The sequence below is a fragment of the Flavobacterium sp. genome, from assembly GCF_027531905.1.
Lineage (GTDB): Bacteria > Bacteroidota > Bacteroidia > Flavobacteriales > Flavobacteriaceae > Flavobacterium.
Genome location: NZ_JAPZSU010000042.1, coordinates 54,498 through 72,031 on the forward strand (window position 1 = coordinate 54,498; position 17,534 = coordinate 72,031).

Genomic DNA, 17,534 nt, shown 5'->3' on the forward strand with positions numbered 1-17,534 from the left:
TATAAAATGATACGATTAGCAATATTCGTTAAAAGCATCTTTCAAGTTGTCTGCAATCATTTCTGCAGGACGACCTTCAATATGATGACGTTCTAACATATGCACTAATTCTCCGTTTTTGAATAAAGCCATAGAAGGCGATGATGGAGGAAAAGGAAACATATGTTGTCTAGCAGCATCAACAGCTTCTTTGTCAACACCAGCGAAAACAGTAATTAAATGGTCTGGTTTTTTAGCACCATCTAAACTCATTTTTGCTCCTGGACGTGCATTTCTTGCAGCACATCCGCATACAGAATTCACAACTACTAATGTTGTTCCTTCTGCTTTTATAGCAGCATCTACTTCTGCTGCATTATGTAAATCTTGGAAACCAGCAGCAGTTAATTCTGCTTGCATTGGTAAAACCATATCTTGTGGATACATATTTTTTATTTTTAGTTAACTGAATTAAGGCGCAAAGTTACAAAGTTTGCCAAAAAATTATAAGAACGAATTATAAAGTTTTGTTATAGTTTAGCATTGCTTTTATGATGGTCTATATAGTTTTCAAGTATAGACTTGTATTCTCAAATTTAAAAACATTTTTAAAATAGGGCAAAAATTCTCTCGGGTTGATATTTTAGAATAGACTATATTGTGTTTTGATTTTTGGATAAAAAACACCAATTATTACAAACGGATTATTTGATCTTCTTCTGTGCCATTGCATTGTTGTTCCTAAGAAAAGATAAATATCCTTTTTTTTTTGTAAATTCATCAAAATACCTTTCTCGTACTTTTTGAATTGCAATTTCTTTATTATTGTTATTGTCTTTCAAACAATTTAAATATAGTTGAAATATTTCCCAATCTTCAATCATTAATCTGCTTGATGCACCTTCATCATCTTCAAATACATAATAAAATTTATAAGGAACTTTTGGAATTAATTTTTCTGGATCCGTTTCGATTTCTGCAAATAAATCAGTTTGTTTTCTAATCTCTTTCCATTCATCTTTCCATTCTTTTTCATCATCTTCAATTATAAAATCTGTTATTTTTGATGGTTTAAAAGTAACTAAAGAGACGTTTTTTGGTGCTTTTGAATCCTCTAATAATTTTGATTTATTTGTGTAAACATTTTTGAGACAAATATCTTTTCGTTCTTGCCAAAAATTATCAGTATTCAAAGTGTTTATTATCCTTATGTCATAATTATTTGGAGAATGACTTTCTGGTCGGAAATCATCGTTTCGTCTTTTAACATCAAGTTCAATCCAAGTGTATTTTTTAAAACTTGTGTTTTTTTTAACTTCCTTTAGAAAACTTAAAGGAACAGGATATATTCTTATCCAACTTCCATCTTCTAAAAATCCAGCAGTACAAACCAATTCATCATAACTTCTTGATGGTAATGGATATGTAGTAACAGATATTAGAATTTTCTTTTTAGGCATAGACTACAAATGCTCAAGTTTATATTTAAAATCTTTTAAGTTTGTTATTGCTTCTGACAAATGTTTTCTGTGGCATTGACAAATATCTGCTTCGAAGCAAGTTAAGGCAATCCTTTTATTATTTGTAAGTAAATTTAGTATTTTTGTTTGACTGTCAATAGATTCTTTTAAGTTTTTTTCTTTATATATTTGAAATAAAGAATCGTAGTCTATTTGAGTATTTAATTCTTGTCTTTGTTCGGAATCTATACCTACTTCTGGGATATGAATGTATTCTATGCCTACACCATTACAAGCGTTTTTTAATTGACTTTTACTAAAGCCATATTTCATGCTTAAGGCATTTTTACGAACATCACAAAGAACCTTAATATTATTTTTTATTAATTTATTTAAATATGTTTCTAGTGTAATCCCCTCATATCCAATTGTAAATAGAACTATTTCATCATCAAAAGATCTGTAATTATCAAGATTTTTAAGCTCTTCGTCTGATAAATATTTTTCTGCTACTGTACTATTGATTGAATAATATGGATACCTTTTATACGTAAGCTTTATTAAATCATCACTACTTTTGTTTGAATAAATTATTTTGAAGTCATTAATTGTCTTCTTGTCATCATTTTTTAATTCATTTAAATAATCAATTTCATCTTCTTTTTTCCAAAACTTATCTGATTCACTGACGATTCCATATTTTTTCAAAGTTGACAAATCTGCATTTGCTTGAAATGAAAAACAACCAAACTTATATGGTACAAAATCGAATGATTTTTTATCTTTTTGGAATCTTGTGAAAAGGAAAAGTAATTTTTGTAGTTGAATTTTTTCCAATTCACCACCAAAAACTTGAAGGACAGATAATATTATTTTTCTTCTATAATACATTATGTAAAGGTAAGGTTTAATTTATCGTTTCACCATTACTTACACCCTCTGCATCTGGATTCACGAAAACCAATTTCCCTTCGGTGTTAGTAGTCATCAAAATCATACCTTGGCTTTCTACGCCACGCAAATTTCTTGGTGCTAAGTTTACCAAAACAGTTACGCGTTTTCCAATGATATCTTCGGGTTTAAAACTCTCCGCAATACCCGAAACGATCGTACGCACGTCAATTCCAGTATCTATTTTCAGAATCAATAATTTATTGGCTTTTGGCATTTTTTCGGCTTCCAAAATAGTTCCCACGCGAATATCCATTTTGGCAAAATCTTCAAACTGAATCGATTCTTTCTGTGGCTCTGCTTTTTTGTTTTCAGCACTATTAGCCGTTTTTGTAGCTTCTAGTTTGTCGATTTGTTTTTGAATCGCTTCGTCTTCAATTTTAGAGAAAAGCAATTCGGCTTCTCCAATTTGGTGACCTGCTGGTAATAAATTCCAATTATCAAACTCTAAATTCCATTTATTGACATCGATGTTCAGCATTCGTAACAATTTTTGGGACGTAAACGGTAAGAATGGCTCACAAAGCGAACTCAATGCAGCCGCGATTTGTAAGGCTACATACATTTGGGTTTTGGTACGCTCGGGATCGGTTTTGACCATTTTCCAAGGCTCTTCGTCGGCCAAATATTTATTTCCTAATCGCGCTACATTCATCATTTCGCCCAAGGCTTCTCTAAATCGGTATCTTTCGATAGAACTCGAAATCACCGCTGGATAAGCTTTCAATTCCGTTAAAACTTCATTATCATAATCGGTAAAGTTAGGAATTCCACCTTCTGGTTGCTCCCCCTTTGGGGGTTGGGGGGATGGAACAATTCCGTTGTAATATTTATTCGTCAAAACCACCACACGATTGATGAAATTTCCAAAAATAGCCACCAATTCGTTGTTATTTCTAGCTTGAAAATCTTTCCAAGTAAAATCGTTGTCTTTGGTCTCTGGCGCATTCGATGTCAAGGCATAGCGCAACACATCCTGCTGATTTGGAAATTCTTCTAAATATTCGTGCAACCAAACGGCCCAGTTTTTAGAAGTCGATAATTTATTCCCTTCTAAGTTCAGGAATTCGTTTGCTGGAACATTATCGGGTAAGATAAAACTACCTTCCGCTTTTAACATTGCTGGGAAAATCACACAGTGAAAAACGATATTGTCTTTTCCGATAAAATGTACCAATTTGGTGTCTTTGTCTTTCCAGTAAGGTTCCCAATCTTTACCTTCTCTGGTTGCCCATTCTTTGGTAGACGAAATGTAACCAATTGGAGCATCAAACCAAACGTATAATTTTTTTCCTTCGGCACCTTCTACAGGAACATCAATTCCCCAGTCTAAGTCACGAGTTACTGCACGAGGCTCTAATCCGCCATCAATCCAAGATTTTACTTGACCGTACACATTAGGTTTCCAATCATTTTTATGACCTTCCAAAATCCATTCTCTCAAGAAGGCATCGTAACGATCCAGAGGCAAGAACCAGTGTTTGGTAGATTTCAAAACAGGCGTTTCTCCCGTGATGGTTGATTTAGGATTGATTAAGTCCGTAGCGTTTAATGTAGAACCACATTTTTCGCATTGATCTCCGTAGGCTTCCTCGTTACCACATTTTGGACAAGTACCTACTACAAAACGATCAGCCAAAAACTGATTGGCTTTGGCATCGTATAATTGTTCGGTAATTTCTTCGATAAAATCACCTTTGTCGTATAATTTTTTGAAGAAATCAGAAGCCGTTTTGTGATGAATTTCAGCCGAAGTTCTAGAATAATTATCAAATGAAATTCCGAAATCAGCAAATGATTTCCTAATGATTCCATCGTATTTATCAATTACTTCTTGAGGTGTAATGCCTTCTTTTTTGGCTTTCATCGAAATAGCCACTCCATGTTCATCACTTCCACAAACAAACACCACATCCCTTCCTTGCAAACGCAAATAGCGAGAATAAATGTCCGAAGGCACGTAAACTCCCGCCAAATGCCCAATATGAATGGGTCCGTTGGTATAAGGTAATGCTGCTGTAATGGTATATCTTTTTGGATTCTGCATCTTTATTCTGTTTTATTGCCTGCAAAAATAAGATTTTTTATGATAGGGACACAGGGACAAGTCACGACTTGTCCGTACTTCTATAAAAAAGAAGATTTGAAAACCGAAATATCAATTTAAATTTTATGACCTTTGAAGCCAAAACAAAACAAATTATGAGCAAGACGAAACTAACCATCAACAAAAACGGATCTATAAAAATTGAAGGCGATTTTGAAATAGTAGATCAAGACGGAAATGTCTACGGACTAGAAGGAAGAACTGCTTTAGGTTTATGCCGATGTGGATTGTCTTCGAATAAACCTTTTTGTGACGGTTCCCACCGCAATAATTTTGAAGGCGAATCTAAAGCATTTGATTTACCTCCAATGAAGAAAAATTAGATTCATAAATACCTAAAGGTTATGGCTAAAGGACCTGAAAAAAACACCAAAAATAAGGCATTGCATACCAAATTGCTCAATCGGAAGAAAGCAAAACTCCAAGAAGAAAAAAGAGAAAAAGCCATCCGAATGAAAGCTTTGGTAGCCAAAATGAATGCTCAAAAAAAAGCCAACGATTCGGATTCGAATACCCTAAGCTAGGACGCAATTTTGTTCAAAACAAAGGGAACTCGATTTTTTATTCGAAATTTGCGGTAAACTTTCAAATACACAACTATGGAATTCGGTAGAATTATCGTTTCAGAAACAGCTTTTAATAGTGAGAATCTTCAGGATGTTATTCATTCTAACATTTCTGTAATCAACTTAATGCGCGAGGAAGGAGTTGATGATGAACTCATTCACGAAGATGCTTTAACAAGCTATTATTTAGATTTTTATTACACCCAACATTTGACAGGAAATTTTGCGCAATTCGTGCATCATTCAGGTTGGAATGCAGAGTTGAATGAGTTAATTGAAGAAGGTTTGGCCTTGATTGGTGCCCAAAAACACTTGGAATTATTTCAGCAACAAGCCAAAAAGGTAAAACTGATGAGTAGCGTGAAACTCAATAAATTTCTGAAAGGAAAATTGGAAGGCGTTAATCCTGTTCGAGACGCACTCAACACCGATGCTTTTTTTGAGATTGAGGAAAACTTATTGACTTTGAACGCCAATTTTTTGAAATCCCACCCAGATTTCGAAGTGCTTTCGGTAGACGAAATGTTTGCTGTTTTAGAAGAATTTGTAGGGCATGAGATTAAAAGGGAATAGGTAAGGAGCTACTAATTTTGTTTAATCAAGATTAAAAAATAAATAAATTTGGGCCACTGGAAATTGCTCTTACTCTTTTTAAACAATTAAAAATCATCATATTAATTTTGAAATACATACGAATGAAAAAAGTGTTCTACTTATTCCTCTTGTTTTGTGTGGTCACTACGAATGCACAAGATCAAAGAGTAATATCTAATGACTGGGTGGCATTCCGTCAAACCATTGATATTCAAACCAAAGTAAAAAAGAAATTCAAAGTGGTGGCATCGGTCAAAGTCGAAAGTACCGAGCCAAAAGCTTGGGCTGCAATTTGGTCAAGAGTTGATAATAAAACGGAAGGAGTAGGTTTTTTTGATAACATGGGGGATAGACCTATTAAATCCAATTCTTGGCAAGCCTACACGGTAGAAGGAACCATTGATGAAAATTCAAAAGCCTTAAATTTTGGAGGAATCTGTTCTTACAACGGTAAATTCTATTTTGACAAATTCGAACTTTTTATAGAAAATGCCAAAGGCGTATTAGAACCTTATGGAATCATGAATGCAGGTTTTGAAATGCCGCTTAAAAACGGAGAAATTCAAAAATGGGAATTTGGAGTTGAAAAAGGAAAGGTTAGAAAAGTGAAAGAATATGCCGTTTTTATGGATAAAAGTGCAGTAGCAGGAAATTCGAGTTTACTTCTTGAAGGTACTGGAATTGTAGTAAAAGAAACTGGTAAAATAGGAAATGTTGAAGGAGCTTCACCTCAAATAGGCGCCATGATTTCTATGCTTGAGGATTTGAAAGACAGAGTAGAACGCACTGTGAAAAACATGAACCAATACGAAACCGATTATTTACATGATGAAAAGGCCAATAGAATTGGTTCACTAATTATGCATTTGGCCGCTGCCGAAAAATACTATCAAGTGCTTACTTTTGAGAATAGAGACTTTACACCCGAAGAAAAAGCTAAGTGGGGGACCGCCTTAGACTTAGACAAAGGAGGTCGAGACGAATGGAAAGGACATGAGATTAAATATTATCTAGACATTTATAACGAGGTACGAAATAAAACCATAGAAGAATTAAAGAAAAGAGATGATGCTTGGTTCAACCAACAAGTGATGAAAGAAGAAGTGACTAACCATTATTGCTGGTTTCATGTAATGGAGCATCAATCGAGTCACTTAGGTCAAATTTTGTTTCTAAAAAAACGAATTCCGCCTCAAAAAGAAATCATTCTAGAACAGAAAATTAAAAATTAAATTCCTTTCAATTCCTTATAAAAAACCTTCTTTGGACATAATTCGAAGAAGGTTTTTTTATTAATCCAAATCGAAAAACCTTTTCCTAAAACTTTGTCTCCTACTTACCAAACATTTCCTTAAATTTGTGGGCGCAAATAGCCTTAAATATAAGAGTTAAAAACAAAACTATGTTACAAATCGCATTTATTAGAGAGAATCAAGAAAAAGTAATCAACGCTTTAGCCAAAAGAAACATTGATGCTAACAGCATTGTAAACGAAGTGGTACAACTAGACGAACAACGTCGCGCTACTCAAGTGGCTTTAGACAACACTTTATCTGAATCTAATAAATTGTCCAAAGATATTGGTGATTTGATGAAAAGTGGCGAGAAAGCAAAAGCTGCTATTCTTAAAGAAAAAACAGTTTCTTTAAAAGAAAAAAGCAAGGAATTGGCAGAAAAAGCAGATGCTTTGGCCGAAGAATTGACTCAAAAATTATATACTTTGCCTAACCTTCCAGCGGATATTGTACCAAACGGAAAATCGGCAGACGACAACCTAAATGTTTTTCAAGAAGGTGACATTCCCAAGTTGCACGAAGGCGCTTTGCCACATTGGGAATTGGTAAAAAAATACGACATCATCGATTTTGAATTGGGTGTAAAAATAACCGGTGCGGGATTCCCTGTTTACAAAGGAAAAGGAGCTCGCTTACAACGTGCTTTAATCAATTATTTTTTAGATAAAAATACAGCTGCAGGTTACAAGGAAATGCAAGTGCCACATTTGGTAAACGAAGCTTCAGGTTACGGAACAGGTCAGTTGCCAGACAAAGAAGGGCAAATGTACCACGCTACTGTTGATGATTTGTATTTGATTCCAACGGCTGAGGTTCCTGTAACCAATTTGTTTAGAGATGTTATTGTAAGTGAAAACGAATTGCCAATTTTATGTACTGCTTACACTCCTTGTTTCCGTCGTGAAGCGGGTTCTTATGGAGCACATGTACGCGGATTAAACCGTTTGCATCAATTTGATAAAGTAGAAATTGTTCGTATCGAACATCCAGAGAAATCATACGAAGCTTTGGATGGTATGGTAGAACATGTGAAAAATTTTTTGAAGGAGCTAAAATTACCGTACCGAATTTTGCGTTTGTGCGGAGGAGATATGGGATTCACATCTGCATTGACGTATGATTTTGAAGTGTTTTCAACTGCTCAAGACCGTTGGTTAGAAATTTCATCGGTGTCTAACTTTGAAACCTTCCAAGCCAACCGTTTGAAATTACGTTTCAAAGACAAAGACGGCAAAAATCAATTAGCGCATACCTTGAACGGAAGTTCTTTGGCTTTGCCTAGAGTTTTGGCTGGAATTTTAGAAAACTACCAAACTCCAGAAGGAATCGTAATCCCAGAAGTATTACGTCCGTATTGTGGTTTTGATATCATTGACTAAAATAAATTACCATATAAGGCATTTAAGGTCATTTAAGGTCATTTAAGTTTTAATGATTAAAATAATTTTTCAGGCATTAAAGAATTTTTATGATTCAACTTTTTAAGCCCAAAGCTTAAATTTTGAGTAGCAATAGGATTCTTTATGTTCTTAAATGTCTTACATGGTTAAATAATTTCGCAACTCATGAAAAAACTCTTTCTACATATCGCGCTGTTTTTTTCATGGATTTGTTTTTCTCAAAACGAACAATTGGCTCAATATTTTTATGAAAAAGGAGATTTTGAAAAAGCCAAATTAGGGTACGAAGAATTACTCAAAAGTATCCCGCAAAACTCTCAATATTTTCTCAGAACAATTGATTGCTATCAACAATTGCAACAATATGATTTGGCCGAAAAAACCATACAAACGCGTTATTCTAAATACAAACAAGCTTTTTTATTAGTCGAAATGGGCTACAATTGGCAGTTGCAAAAAAACGAAGCCAAAGCCAAAAGTTATTACGAACAAGCGCTCGAAAGCATTCGTAAAAATCCTAACGAAGTCTATGGTGTAGCCAATGCTTTTGAAAAAAAAGTGATTTTAGAATACGCCGTAAAAGCCTATCAAACCGCGGCTGAATTAGACGCGACTTTTAATTTTAATTATCAAATGGCCTTGCTTTATGGGCAATTAGGCAAAACCGATTTGATGATTACCACATTTTTGGATGAAGCCTTTATTAATCCGCAAAATTCGAATTTGATTCAGCATCAATTGTCTCGTTATATGTCGGACGAGAGCGATACTTCATTTTCTGATTCTTTAAAAAAGGCTTTGATTTTACGCACACAAAAAGACCAAGATATCTTCTGGAATCAGTATTTGAGTTGGTTTTATGTACAACAAAAAGAGTTTGGCAAAGCATTCATTCAAGAAAAAGCCATTTATAAACGCAATCCAGAATCCTTGGCTGAAATCGTAAGTTTAGGACAAATGGCAATTGAGGAAGACCAAACCGAAGCGGCAACCGAAATACTAGGTTATGTTTTAGAAAACACTAAGAATCTAGAAACATTGATACAAGCCAATACGTACTTGATAGAAATGAAATTGGCCAAAGCAAAACCCGCTGATTTTATTGCCATTGATACGCAGCTTAAGTCCTTATTGCAGCAATTTGAAATCAATCCGTTTACATTGAAATTGCAATTAATTCAAGCACATTTTACGGCTTTTAGTTTAAAAAAACCAGAAGAAGCAAAAGCAATTATTACTAAAGCATTGGCACTACCGTTAAACGATTACCAAATTGCCAATGCCAAAATGGAATTGGCCGATATTTTTTTATTTGAAGAAAAATACAACCAAGCTTTGCTGTACTATTCCCAAATTGAATTGGATTTGAAGAACGATGTAATGGCGCATGAAGCCAGTTTAAAAGCAGCAAAAACGAGTTATTTTAAAACCGATTTTGATTGGGCTTTGAAGCAATTTAAAGAATTGAAATCTGCCAATACGCAATTGATTGCCAATGATGCTTTGGAGTATTTTTTATTAATCAATGATAATACTGTTGCCGATTCGACCCAAACGGCTTTGAAGCAATTTGCCAAAGGAGACTATTTGATGTATCAAAAACGCAACGATGAAGCTATTGCTCATTTCCAAAAGATGCTACAGCAATTCAAAGGACAAGAGATTGAAGCGGTGACTCTTTTACGATTAGGAAAATTGTATGAGACGACTGGTAATTATACTTTGGCATTGCAACAATATCAGGCAATAATTGCTCAACATAGTGATGGCATATACATCGATGAAGGCTTGTTTTTTGCAGCGGAACTCTATGTGAAATACTTAAACGACCCCGAAAAAGCAAAACCACTTTATGAAAAAATGATTTTTAACCATCAAGACAGTATTTATTTTGTTGAGGCAAGGAAAAAATTCAGACAGTTAAGAGGCGATAAAAATCTTTAAAAATGGTAATTTCAATAGTAAATATAAATAGTTTGTTCTTTCAAAGTCTTACTACTTAATACTCCAATCTTAATACTTTTTAAACAATGATTATATACAACGTTACCATCAATATTCACGAAAGTGTACACGACAAATGGATGATTTGGATGCAGCACAAGCACATTCCAGAAATATTAGCGACAGGCAAATTTTCAAATGCAAGAATGGTTCGCGTTTTGGTCGAAGAAGAAATGGGAGGACTTACTTATTCTGTTCAATACACCACAGATAGCAGAGAAACATTACAAAAATACTATCAAGAAGATGCGCCCGCTTTGCGTGAAGAAGGACTTAAATTATTCGGCGATAAAATGCTAGCTTTCAGAACCGAATTAGAAGTGATTTCGGAGCATTAAAAACGATAGCTCCATTGGTGCCAATAATATTGTAATAACGGATTAAATCCGCTAACAATGTTGTAGAAAAAAGAATTTAAGAACGCATAAATACGCTAACGCCTTCCTGCCTTTGCGGTTAAAAAAATGATTATGGAAAAAGTAAAAGCCAAAAAACATCTCGGACAACACTTTCTAAAAGATGAAAGCATTGCCAAAGCCATTGCCGATACCTTGAGTTTAGAAGGCTACAACGATGTCTTAGAAATTGGACCAGGAATGGGAGTGTTGACCAAATATTTGCTAGAAAAACCTATCGACACCTATGTTATAGAAATCGATACGGAATCGGTGGCTTATTTGGATGCCAATTATCCAAAATTAAAGGATAAAATCATATCTGAAGATTTCTTAAAATACAATATCAATTCCGTTTTCGAAGGGAAACAATTTGCTATTATTGGCAATTTCCCATATAATATTTCAACGCAAATTGTATTCAGAACTTTGGAGTTTAGAGACCAAATTCCCGAGTTTTCAGGGATGTTTCAAAAAGAAGTTGCCGAACGCATTTGCGAGAAAAAAGGAAGTAAAACCTACGGCATACTTTCGGTTTTGGCGCAAGCATTCTACGATACCGAATATTTGTTTACGGTTGACGAACACGTATTCAATCCGCCGCCAAAAGTAAAATCGGGTGTGATGCGCATGCGACGTAAAGAAAATTATACTTTACCTTGCAGCGAAAAACTCTTGTTTACCGTTGTTAAAACGGCCTTTCAACAGCGTAGAAAAACCTTGCGCAACAGTTTAAAAACCTTAAATTTGTCCGATAAACTAAGAGAAGACCCAGTATTTGATATTCGTCCAGAGCAATTAAGTGTTGAAGAATTTATTGCCTTGACCCAAAAAATAGAAGCCGATGGAGTTTAAAATCAGCAAAGAACTCATTCAAGAGTTAGAGCAACTCATTCAAAGCAAGAACGATGTAAAATTGGAGTTGTTATTGAATGACATGCACCATGCTGATATTGCCGAAATTCTAGACGAGCTAGAATTTGATGAAGCTACCTATATTTTTAAAGTTTTAGATAGCGAAAAAACAGCCGAAATCCTTCTAGAACTAGAAGACGATTTGAGAGAAAACATCTTGAGCCGTCTTTCCCCAAAAGAAATCGCTGAAGAGCTTGATGAATTAGAAACCAATGATGCGGCAGACATTATTGCCGAATTATCGCAAGACATCAAAGCCGAAGTAATATCAGAATTGCAAGACGTAGAGCACGCTAAAGACATTGTCGAATTGTTGCGCTATGACGAAGATACTGCTGGGGGAATCATGCACAAAGAGTTAGTGAAAGTCAACGAAAACTGGAACGTACTCACTTGTGTCAAAGAAATGCGAATTCAAGCCGAAAATATATCACGCGTACACTCCATTTATGTAGTAGATGATGACGGAAGACTAAAAGGACGTTTGTCGCTCAAAGACTTGTTAACCACTTCTACACGAACTGCAATCAGCGATGTGTACATAAGAAAATTAAATTTTGTAAACGTAGATACCGAAGATGTTGAGGTAGCACGTATCATGCAAAAATACGACTTAGAAGCCATTCCTGTAGTGGATGAATTAGGTCGTTTAGTGGGTAGAATCACCATCGATGATATCGTTGACGTAATCAAGGACGAAGCCGACAAAGATTACCAGTTAGCAGCGGGTATCTCTCAAGACGTAGAGGCCGATGATAGCATTATGGAATTGACCAAAGCGCGTTTGCCTTGGTTGGTTTTGGCGCTATTAGGTGGGTTTATCACCGTTCGCGTGCTTGGTTTGTTTGAAGGCGCCATGCTCGAACACGGAAAATTATTCTTTTTCACTCCATTAATCGCTGCGATGGCTGGAAATGTTGGAGTACAATCCTCAGCAATCATCGTTCAAGGTTTGGCAAATAATACCTTAAGCGGTTCGCTGTTCAATCGTTTGGTAAAAGAAATTTCACTAAGTCTTTTGAACGGATTAATCTTAGCCAGTATCTTGTTTTTCGGAAGCCATTTTCTGCTGAATGTAGAGGTAATTATTGGCGTAATTGTAACAATTGCATTGGTTTCCGTGATAATTATTGCCTCATTAATTGGTACTTTTATCCCGTTGTTATTGGACAAATTTGGTATTGACCCAGCATTAGCAACAGGGCCATTTATTACCACTAGTAACGACATTTGCGGAATTTTGATTTATTTTTCTATTGCCAAATTAGTGCTAGGGTTTTAATAAGTAAATCTATTGGGTGAAATTCAAAAAAATAAAAACGTAACCACATAGAGCGATAGATTAATAGCAAATCAACAGAGAAAAAAAGAAATAGCACTATTTCTCACAATAGAAGAGCTATGTGAATAGTAAAACGTCTATTTATTTCTCTTAAAAACTATATATTCTATGTGGTAAATAATAATTTCGACAAAAGGTAAGTAATAAAAATAATACATTCCCATATCGGCTCCCCCTCTTTTGGAGGGGGCTGGGGGGAGGAAAAAACCAAACCATGAAAGTACACATCATCGGAGGAGGAAACCTTGGCGTTTCTATTGCCTTAGGTTTAGCCAAGTTTTCACAAGGCCATCAAATCACCATCACACGACGCAACACGGCTAGTATTTTATATTTGCAAGAACTCGGAATCACCGTTGCAACAGACAATACCTTAGCTATTCAAGAAGCCGACTTGATTATCTTGACCATCAAACCTTATCAAGTAGATACGGTATTGACCGAAATCCTTCCAGTAATTACGAACAAAACCATTGCCTCAGCCGTTAGTGGTTTATCTATCGAAAATTTACAAAACAAAATAGGCCCTTCACACAGCGCTATCCGAATTATGCCCAACATCGCTGCTCAATTTGGAGCTTCAGCGACTTGTATCGCCTTCAACGAAAAAAACAAAGAAGCCGCTCAACCGGTAGTACAATTGTTTCAAGACTTAGGAACCGCGCCAATTATCGACGAAAAACTAATGGATGCCGCCACCGTTTTGGCAGCCAGCGGAACGGCTTTTGCCCTACGTTATATCCGTGCGTCTATGCAAGCCGGTATCGAAATTGGATTCGATTGGCAAACGGCTCTGGCCATTTCAGCACAAACCGTAAAAGGTGCCGCCGAAATGCTCCTTGAAGAAAAAGGCCATCCAGAACAATTAATCGACCGCGTAACTACCCCACAAGGCTGTACCATCGCAGGACTCAACGAAATGGAAATGCACGGTTTCAGTTCTTCACTCATTCGAGGCATCAAAACGTCCTTAAAACAAATAAAAGGATAAATCATTTGGGCGTGCCACCCTAAAGCAAAGGGGCCAACTCATGCTAGTCGTGAGTCGGCCCCTTTCCTTTAGGCTGTCGGGCTATCCGCTCCGCAATGGCGGATTACTCCTATCCCTCACGCGGAAACCACCTTGATAGTCATCTTATTTTTTATTTTATTTTGAAAGAAAAATCTATATATTTGGATAACATAAATATCCTAAAATGATTAATTTTTTTTCCAATTGGTTTAATCAGTCTAAAAACGATAATTCATTACAATCAAATAAAACTATGAATAGTTCCCTGCTCAACAATATTCTTCTCAAATCTCAAGAAAATCGTGAATTGATTTCTATATGGCAATACAATTCAGATAGAAGTTCATTTGTAGGCTATGTTACAGAAATTAATGAAGAATATATTGGTTTTAGGCACTATACTCGATTTGGAAAACCTGATGGAATTGTATTTATAAAAGTTGCCAATATAAAAACTATCGATTTCAATGACGACTATACCAAAGTAATGGAATGTTTAATTGAATATTCATCAATAATAGACCAACCTTCAGATTTTGAAATCACACTAAATCATTCGGGATATTGGCAATTTGAGGCTGTAAAACAACTCTGCAATGTAAAAAATCAAATAAGCAGTTTTGAAGTAAATGGTTCAGAATATTTTACCGGTTTTGTAATTGATTTCTCCGAAGAGGATTTTATATTGCATTGTGTTGGTAAAAATGGAGAAGATTTAGGCAATGCAATTTTTAAGGTTGAAGATGTAACCGAAGTCCGTGTGAATGACATTGATGATAGAAGAAGATTATTATTATTTAACTGGCGTAAAGCGAGTTTGTAAAAATTATAAAAAAGAAAAAGCGGTTATGACACCGCTTTTTTCTTTTTAGTTTTCTTTGCTTTTAAATTGATTTTGAGCCAAATAAAACCAAGGGTTCCTGCCAAAAACGAAGCAATTAGAATCGCAATTTTAGAATAATTGATGATTTCCTCCCCGTCGTTTTTAAAGGCCAATAAGGTGATAAAAATGGACATCGTAAATCCTATTCCGCCCAACATTCCAGCACCAATAATATCTTTCCAACGCAGCTCTTTCGGCAAAGCACAAACGCCAAAAGTCACTGCCAAAAACGAAAACAACCAAATGCCCAAAGGCTTACCAATAACTAATCCTGCAATAATCCCAATGGTGTTTTCATGCAATAATCCTTCATGCCAATTGCTGTCGATAGCAATTCCAGTATTGGCAATTGCGAATAAAGGCAGAATAAAAAAGGCCACAGGATTGTGTAAAAAGTGTTGCAAACGGTAAGAAGCACTTTGTGGTCCACCATCCCCAAACGGAATAACAAAGGCCAAAATAACGCCTGTAATCGTGGCATGAATTCCTGAATTCAACATAAAATACCACATTGCTATTCCACCTAACAAGTACGGAATCAAGTTGTGCACTTTTCGTCGGTTCAAAATAAATAGGAAACCCCAAATCGCTAAAGCATAAAATAAATTGAGAAACGCAATAGAATCGGTATAAAAAACAGCAATGACGATAATGGCTCCCAAATCATCAATAACTGCCAATGCCGTTAAAAATATTTTTAAAGAAGCTGGCACCCGATTCCCCAACAAAGACAAAATTCCAATCGCAAAAGCAATATCAGTAGCCATAGGAATACCCGCTCCGTTTTGGGTAATCGTTCCAAAATTTAGCGCTAAAAAAATCCCAGCAGGAACAACCATTCCACCCAACGCTCCAAAAATAGGTAAAGCCGCATTTTTGATGTTAGCTAGTTCTCCATCATAAATTTCGCGCTCTAACTCTAATCCAATCATTAAAAAGAAAATGGCCATCAAGCCGTCGTTAATCCAATCGGTGATTGTATGATGCCCTAATGGAGTTTTCCAAAAGGCAATATAATCGGTTTGCAGGCTCGAATTGGCCATAAGTAGCGAGAGGATTGTTACAAAAAGAAGTAATAGACCACCGGATTTTTCACTTTCAAAGAAGGCTTTAAATGTTTTCGTCAATTTCATTGCTTGTAATGTGTTTTTATACGTATGGCTAATTTAAGCATTTTTAAAGGAACTACTTTCCAGAAAGTAAAAACCGTATTTTTTTCGTTAATTTGAAGGATAAAAAATAGTAGTTATGGACATCAAAATCCTTCATATAGACAGCAACAATCCTTTGCTGTGGGAACAATTACAAGAAGCGGGTTTTCACAATGAAGCCGACTTTACTTCTTCTAAAGAAGCCATTGAAGATAAAATTAAAGACTATCATGGTATCGTGATTCGTAGCCGATTCAAAATCGATAAAAATTTCATCGACAAAGCCACTAATTTACAGTTTATTGCTCGAGTAGGAGCTGGTCTCGAAAGTATCGATTGTGATTATGCACTAGCAAAAAACATTGCACTAATAGCCGCTCCAGAAGGCAATCGAAATGCGGTGGCAGAGCATTCTTTAGGAATGATTTTGTCGCTTTTTAACAAACTCAACCGAGCCGATAACGAAATTAGAAAAGGGCAATGGAATAGAGAAAGTAATCGCGGTCATGAACTAGACGGAAAGACTGTTGGGATTATTGGCTACGGAAATATGGGAAAGGCTTTTGCCAAAAAACTGCGAGGCTTTGAGGTTGAGGTAATCTGTCACGATATCTTACCCAATGTAGGTGATGCCAACGCCAAACAAGTTACACTAGAAGAATTACAACAAAAAGCCGATGTGCTGAGTCTACATATTCCTTGGACACCTGAAACGGACAAAATGGTAAATGCTGATTTTATCGCTTCATTTTCCAACCCATTTTGGTTGATTAATACTTCTAGAGGCAAAAATGTAGTTACTGCCGATTTAGTTCAAGCGCTAGAATCTGGAAAAATTTTGGGTGCAGGATTGGATGTTTTGGAGTATGAGAAATTGTCTTTTGAAACTTTATTCCAAGACAAAAACACGCCCGAAGCTTTTGATTACTTACTGAAAAGCCCTAAAGTTTTACTTTCGCCACATATTGCAGGTTGGACTTTTGAAAGTCATGAACGACTGGCTCAAGTGATTGTAGACAAAATAAAGCTACTTTATACTAAATGATAAGCTGTTGGTTATGAAAAATGTGTAACTTTTTTTATAGATTTACAACTAACTAAATCAATAACGAAATTTTACCATCATGGAAGAAACTAAACACGAAGCATGGAATACCTCTTATCCTAAAGCCCAACCCGAAAACAAAAAAATAATTGCTGGAATTTTGGCCATCGTTTTAGGTGGGTTAGGAATTCATAAGTTTATTTTAGGCTACACTCAAGAAGGAATCATACAATTGCTAATTGGACTATGTGGAATTGGTTCCATAATCGGATTAATTGAAGGCATTATCTATTTGACCAAATCGGACGAAGAGTTTTATCAAACGTACCAAGTGGGCAAAAGAGGGTGGTTTTAATCTTCCAAATCCAATATAAATGAGGCGGTCTAGTAATAAAGTATACATCTAGACCGCCTCTTTTTTATTGGGTAAAAACA

The 17,534-nt window shown here is 35.6% G+C and carries 18 protein-coding genes; 13 read left to right on the plus strand and 5 right to left on the minus strand.

What is annotated here, in order from left to right; genetic code table 11:
- Positions 1-15 precede the first annotated feature (15 nt).
- The 4 genes from O9307_RS11140 to metG form a co-directional block, all read right to left on the minus strand.
- Complete coding sequence (locus O9307_RS11140) at positions 16-426, minus strand: BrxA/BrxB family bacilliredoxin (RefSeq protein ID WP_159689320.1); 411 nt, start codon at positions 424-426, stop codon at positions 16-18.
- 257 nt (positions 427-683) lie between these two features.
- Positions 684-1,439 carry a hypothetical protein gene (locus O9307_RS11145; protein ID WP_298299149.1) on the minus strand — a complete coding sequence of 252 codons (756 nt, stop codon included), beginning with the start codon at positions 1,437-1,439 and terminating at the stop codon, positions 684-686.
- A 3-nt stretch (positions 1,440-1,442) separates the two neighbouring features.
- Positions 1,443-2,330, minus strand: coding sequence for a DUF488 domain-containing protein (locus tag O9307_RS11150; protein WP_298299151.1), 888 nt, complete (start codon positions 2,328-2,330; stop codon positions 1,443-1,445).
- 16 nt (positions 2,331-2,346) lie between these two features.
- The gene (gene metG / locus O9307_RS11155) at positions 2,347-4,437 is read right to left on the minus strand and encodes a methionine--tRNA ligase (protein WP_298299154.1); all 2,091 of its coding nucleotides are present in this window, start codon (positions 4,435-4,437) and stop codon (positions 2,347-2,349) included.
- A gap of 155 nt (positions 4,438-4,592) precedes the next feature.
- Here metG and O9307_RS11160 point away from each other — a divergent pair, with 155 nt between their 5' ends.
- From O9307_RS11160 to O9307_RS11210, 11 genes are all read left to right on the plus strand, one after another.
- Positions 4,593-4,820 carry a CDGSH iron-sulfur domain-containing protein gene (locus O9307_RS11160; RefSeq protein ID WP_159689314.1) on the plus strand — a complete coding sequence of 76 codons (228 nt, stop codon included), beginning with the start codon at positions 4,593-4,595 and terminating at the stop codon, positions 4,818-4,820.
- A 21-nt stretch (positions 4,821-4,841) separates the two neighbouring features.
- Complete coding sequence (locus O9307_RS11165; protein WP_298299158.1) at positions 4,842-5,021, plus strand: hypothetical protein; 180 nt, start codon at positions 4,842-4,844, stop codon at positions 5,019-5,021.
- 75 nt (positions 5,022-5,096) lie between these two features.
- A complete protein-coding gene (locus O9307_RS11170) occupies positions 5,097-5,636 on the plus strand; it encodes a hypothetical protein (RefSeq protein ID WP_298299160.1) in 540 nt (179 codons plus the stop codon).
- Between the two features lie 122 nt (positions 5,637-5,758).
- Positions 5,759-6,889: a DUF664 domain-containing protein gene (locus tag O9307_RS11175; RefSeq protein ID WP_298299163.1), complete on the plus strand. Its 1,131-nt coding sequence runs from the start codon at positions 5,759-5,761 to the stop codon at positions 6,887-6,889.
- 170 nt (positions 6,890-7,059) lie between these two features.
- On the plus strand, positions 7,060-8,331 hold the full coding sequence (gene serS / locus O9307_RS11180) for a serine--tRNA ligase (protein ID WP_298299165.1): 1,272 nt from the start codon (positions 7,060-7,062) through the stop codon (positions 8,329-8,331).
- Positions 8,332-8,517: 186 nt separating this feature from the next.
- A complete protein-coding gene (locus O9307_RS11185; RefSeq protein WP_298299168.1) occupies positions 8,518-10,296 on the plus strand; it encodes a tetratricopeptide repeat protein in 1,779 nt (592 codons plus the stop codon).
- A gap of 86 nt (positions 10,297-10,382) precedes the next feature.
- Positions 10,383-10,694, plus strand: coding sequence for a DUF4286 family protein (locus O9307_RS11190; RefSeq protein ID WP_298299170.1), 312 nt, complete (start codon positions 10,383-10,385; stop codon positions 10,692-10,694).
- 132 nt (positions 10,695-10,826) lie between these two features.
- A complete protein-coding gene (gene rsmA, locus O9307_RS11195; protein WP_159689290.1) occupies positions 10,827-11,606 on the plus strand; it encodes a 16S rRNA (adenine(1518)-N(6)/adenine(1519)-N(6))-dimethyltransferase RsmA in 780 nt (259 codons plus the stop codon).
- On the plus strand, positions 11,596-12,948 hold the full coding sequence (mgtE, locus tag O9307_RS11200) for a magnesium transporter (protein ID WP_298299174.1): 1,353 nt from the start codon (positions 11,596-11,598) through the stop codon (positions 12,946-12,948). Before rsmA ends, mgtE begins: the two co-directional genes overlap by 11 nt.
- Positions 12,949-13,222: 274 nt before the next feature.
- The gene (gene proC / locus O9307_RS11205) at positions 13,223-13,999 is read left to right on the plus strand and encodes a pyrroline-5-carboxylate reductase (protein ID WP_298299177.1); all 777 of its coding nucleotides are present in this window, start codon (positions 13,223-13,225) and stop codon (positions 13,997-13,999) included.
- A 205-nt stretch (positions 14,000-14,204) separates the two neighbouring features.
- Positions 14,205-14,843: a hypothetical protein gene (locus O9307_RS11210; protein WP_298299179.1), complete on the plus strand. Its 639-nt coding sequence runs from the start codon at positions 14,205-14,207 to the stop codon at positions 14,841-14,843.
- 23 nt (positions 14,844-14,866) lie between these two features.
- On the opposite strand, the gene nhaA is transcribed toward O9307_RS11210, so the two are convergent.
- Positions 14,867-16,036, minus strand: a complete 1,170-nt coding sequence (gene nhaA, locus O9307_RS11215; protein ID WP_298299182.1) for a Na+/H+ antiporter NhaA — start codon at positions 16,034-16,036, stop codon at positions 14,867-14,869.
- A gap of 115 nt (positions 16,037-16,151) precedes the next feature.
- On the opposite strand from nhaA, the gene O9307_RS11220 reads away from it, so the two are divergent.
- Complete coding sequence (locus tag O9307_RS11220) at positions 16,152-17,099, plus strand: 2-hydroxyacid dehydrogenase (protein WP_298299184.1); 948 nt, start codon at positions 16,152-16,154, stop codon at positions 17,097-17,099.
- Between the two features lie 79 nt (positions 17,100-17,178).
- Positions 17,179-17,454, plus strand: coding sequence for a TM2 domain-containing protein (locus O9307_RS11225; RefSeq protein ID WP_298299186.1), 276 nt, complete (start codon positions 17,179-17,181; stop codon positions 17,452-17,454).
- Positions 17,455-17,534: the final 80 nt, after the last annotated feature.

Coding starts and splice junctions, on each gene's coding strand:
- O9307_RS11150 (WP_298299151.1), bottom strand. CDS start 2,330: ATGTATTATAGAAGAAAAATAATATTATCTGTCCTTCAAGTTTTTGGT.
- O9307_RS11175 (WP_298299163.1), top strand. CDS start 5,759: ATGAAAAAAGTGTTCTACTTATTCCTCTTGTTTTGTGTGGTCACTACG.
- O9307_RS11140 (WP_159689320.1), bottom strand. CDS start 426: ATGTATCCACAAGATATGGTTTTACCAATGCAAGCAGAATTAACTGCT.
- nhaA (WP_298299182.1), bottom strand. CDS start 16,036: ATGAAATTGACGAAAACATTTAAAGCCTTCTTTGAAAGTGAAAAATCC.
- metG (WP_298299154.1), bottom strand. CDS start 4,437: ATGCAGAATCCAAAAAGATATACCATTACAGCAGCATTACCTTATACC.
- O9307_RS11220 (WP_298299184.1), top strand. CDS start 16,152: ATGGACATCAAAATCCTTCATATAGACAGCAACAATCCTTTGCTGTGG.
- O9307_RS11210 (WP_298299179.1), top strand. CDS start 14,205: ATGATTAATTTTTTTTCCAATTGGTTTAATCAGTCTAAAAACGATAAT.
- O9307_RS11165 (WP_298299158.1), top strand. CDS start 4,842: ATGGCTAAAGGACCTGAAAAAAACACCAAAAATAAGGCATTGCATACC.
- O9307_RS11225 (WP_298299186.1), top strand. CDS start 17,179: ATGGAAGAAACTAAACACGAAGCATGGAATACCTCTTATCCTAAAGCC.
- O9307_RS11185 (WP_298299168.1), top strand. CDS start 8,518: ATGAAAAAACTCTTTCTACATATCGCGCTGTTTTTTTCATGGATTTGT.
- proC (WP_298299177.1), top strand. CDS start 13,223: ATGAAAGTACACATCATCGGAGGAGGAAACCTTGGCGTTTCTATTGCC.
- O9307_RS11190 (WP_298299170.1), top strand. CDS start 10,383: ATGATTATATACAACGTTACCATCAATATTCACGAAAGTGTACACGAC.
- serS (WP_298299165.1), top strand. CDS start 7,060: ATGTTACAAATCGCATTTATTAGAGAGAATCAAGAAAAAGTAATCAAC.
- O9307_RS11170 (WP_298299160.1), top strand. CDS start 5,097: ATGGAATTCGGTAGAATTATCGTTTCAGAAACAGCTTTTAATAGTGAG.
- rsmA (WP_159689290.1), top strand. CDS start 10,827: ATGGAAAAAGTAAAAGCCAAAAAACATCTCGGACAACACTTTCTAAAA.
- mgtE (WP_298299174.1), top strand. CDS start 11,596: ATGGAGTTTAAAATCAGCAAAGAACTCATTCAAGAGTTAGAGCAACTC.
- O9307_RS11145 (WP_298299149.1), bottom strand. CDS start 1,439: ATGCCTAAAAAGAAAATTCTAATATCTGTTACTACATATCCATTACCA.
- O9307_RS11160 (WP_159689314.1), top strand. CDS start 4,593: ATGAGCAAGACGAAACTAACCATCAACAAAAACGGATCTATAAAAATT.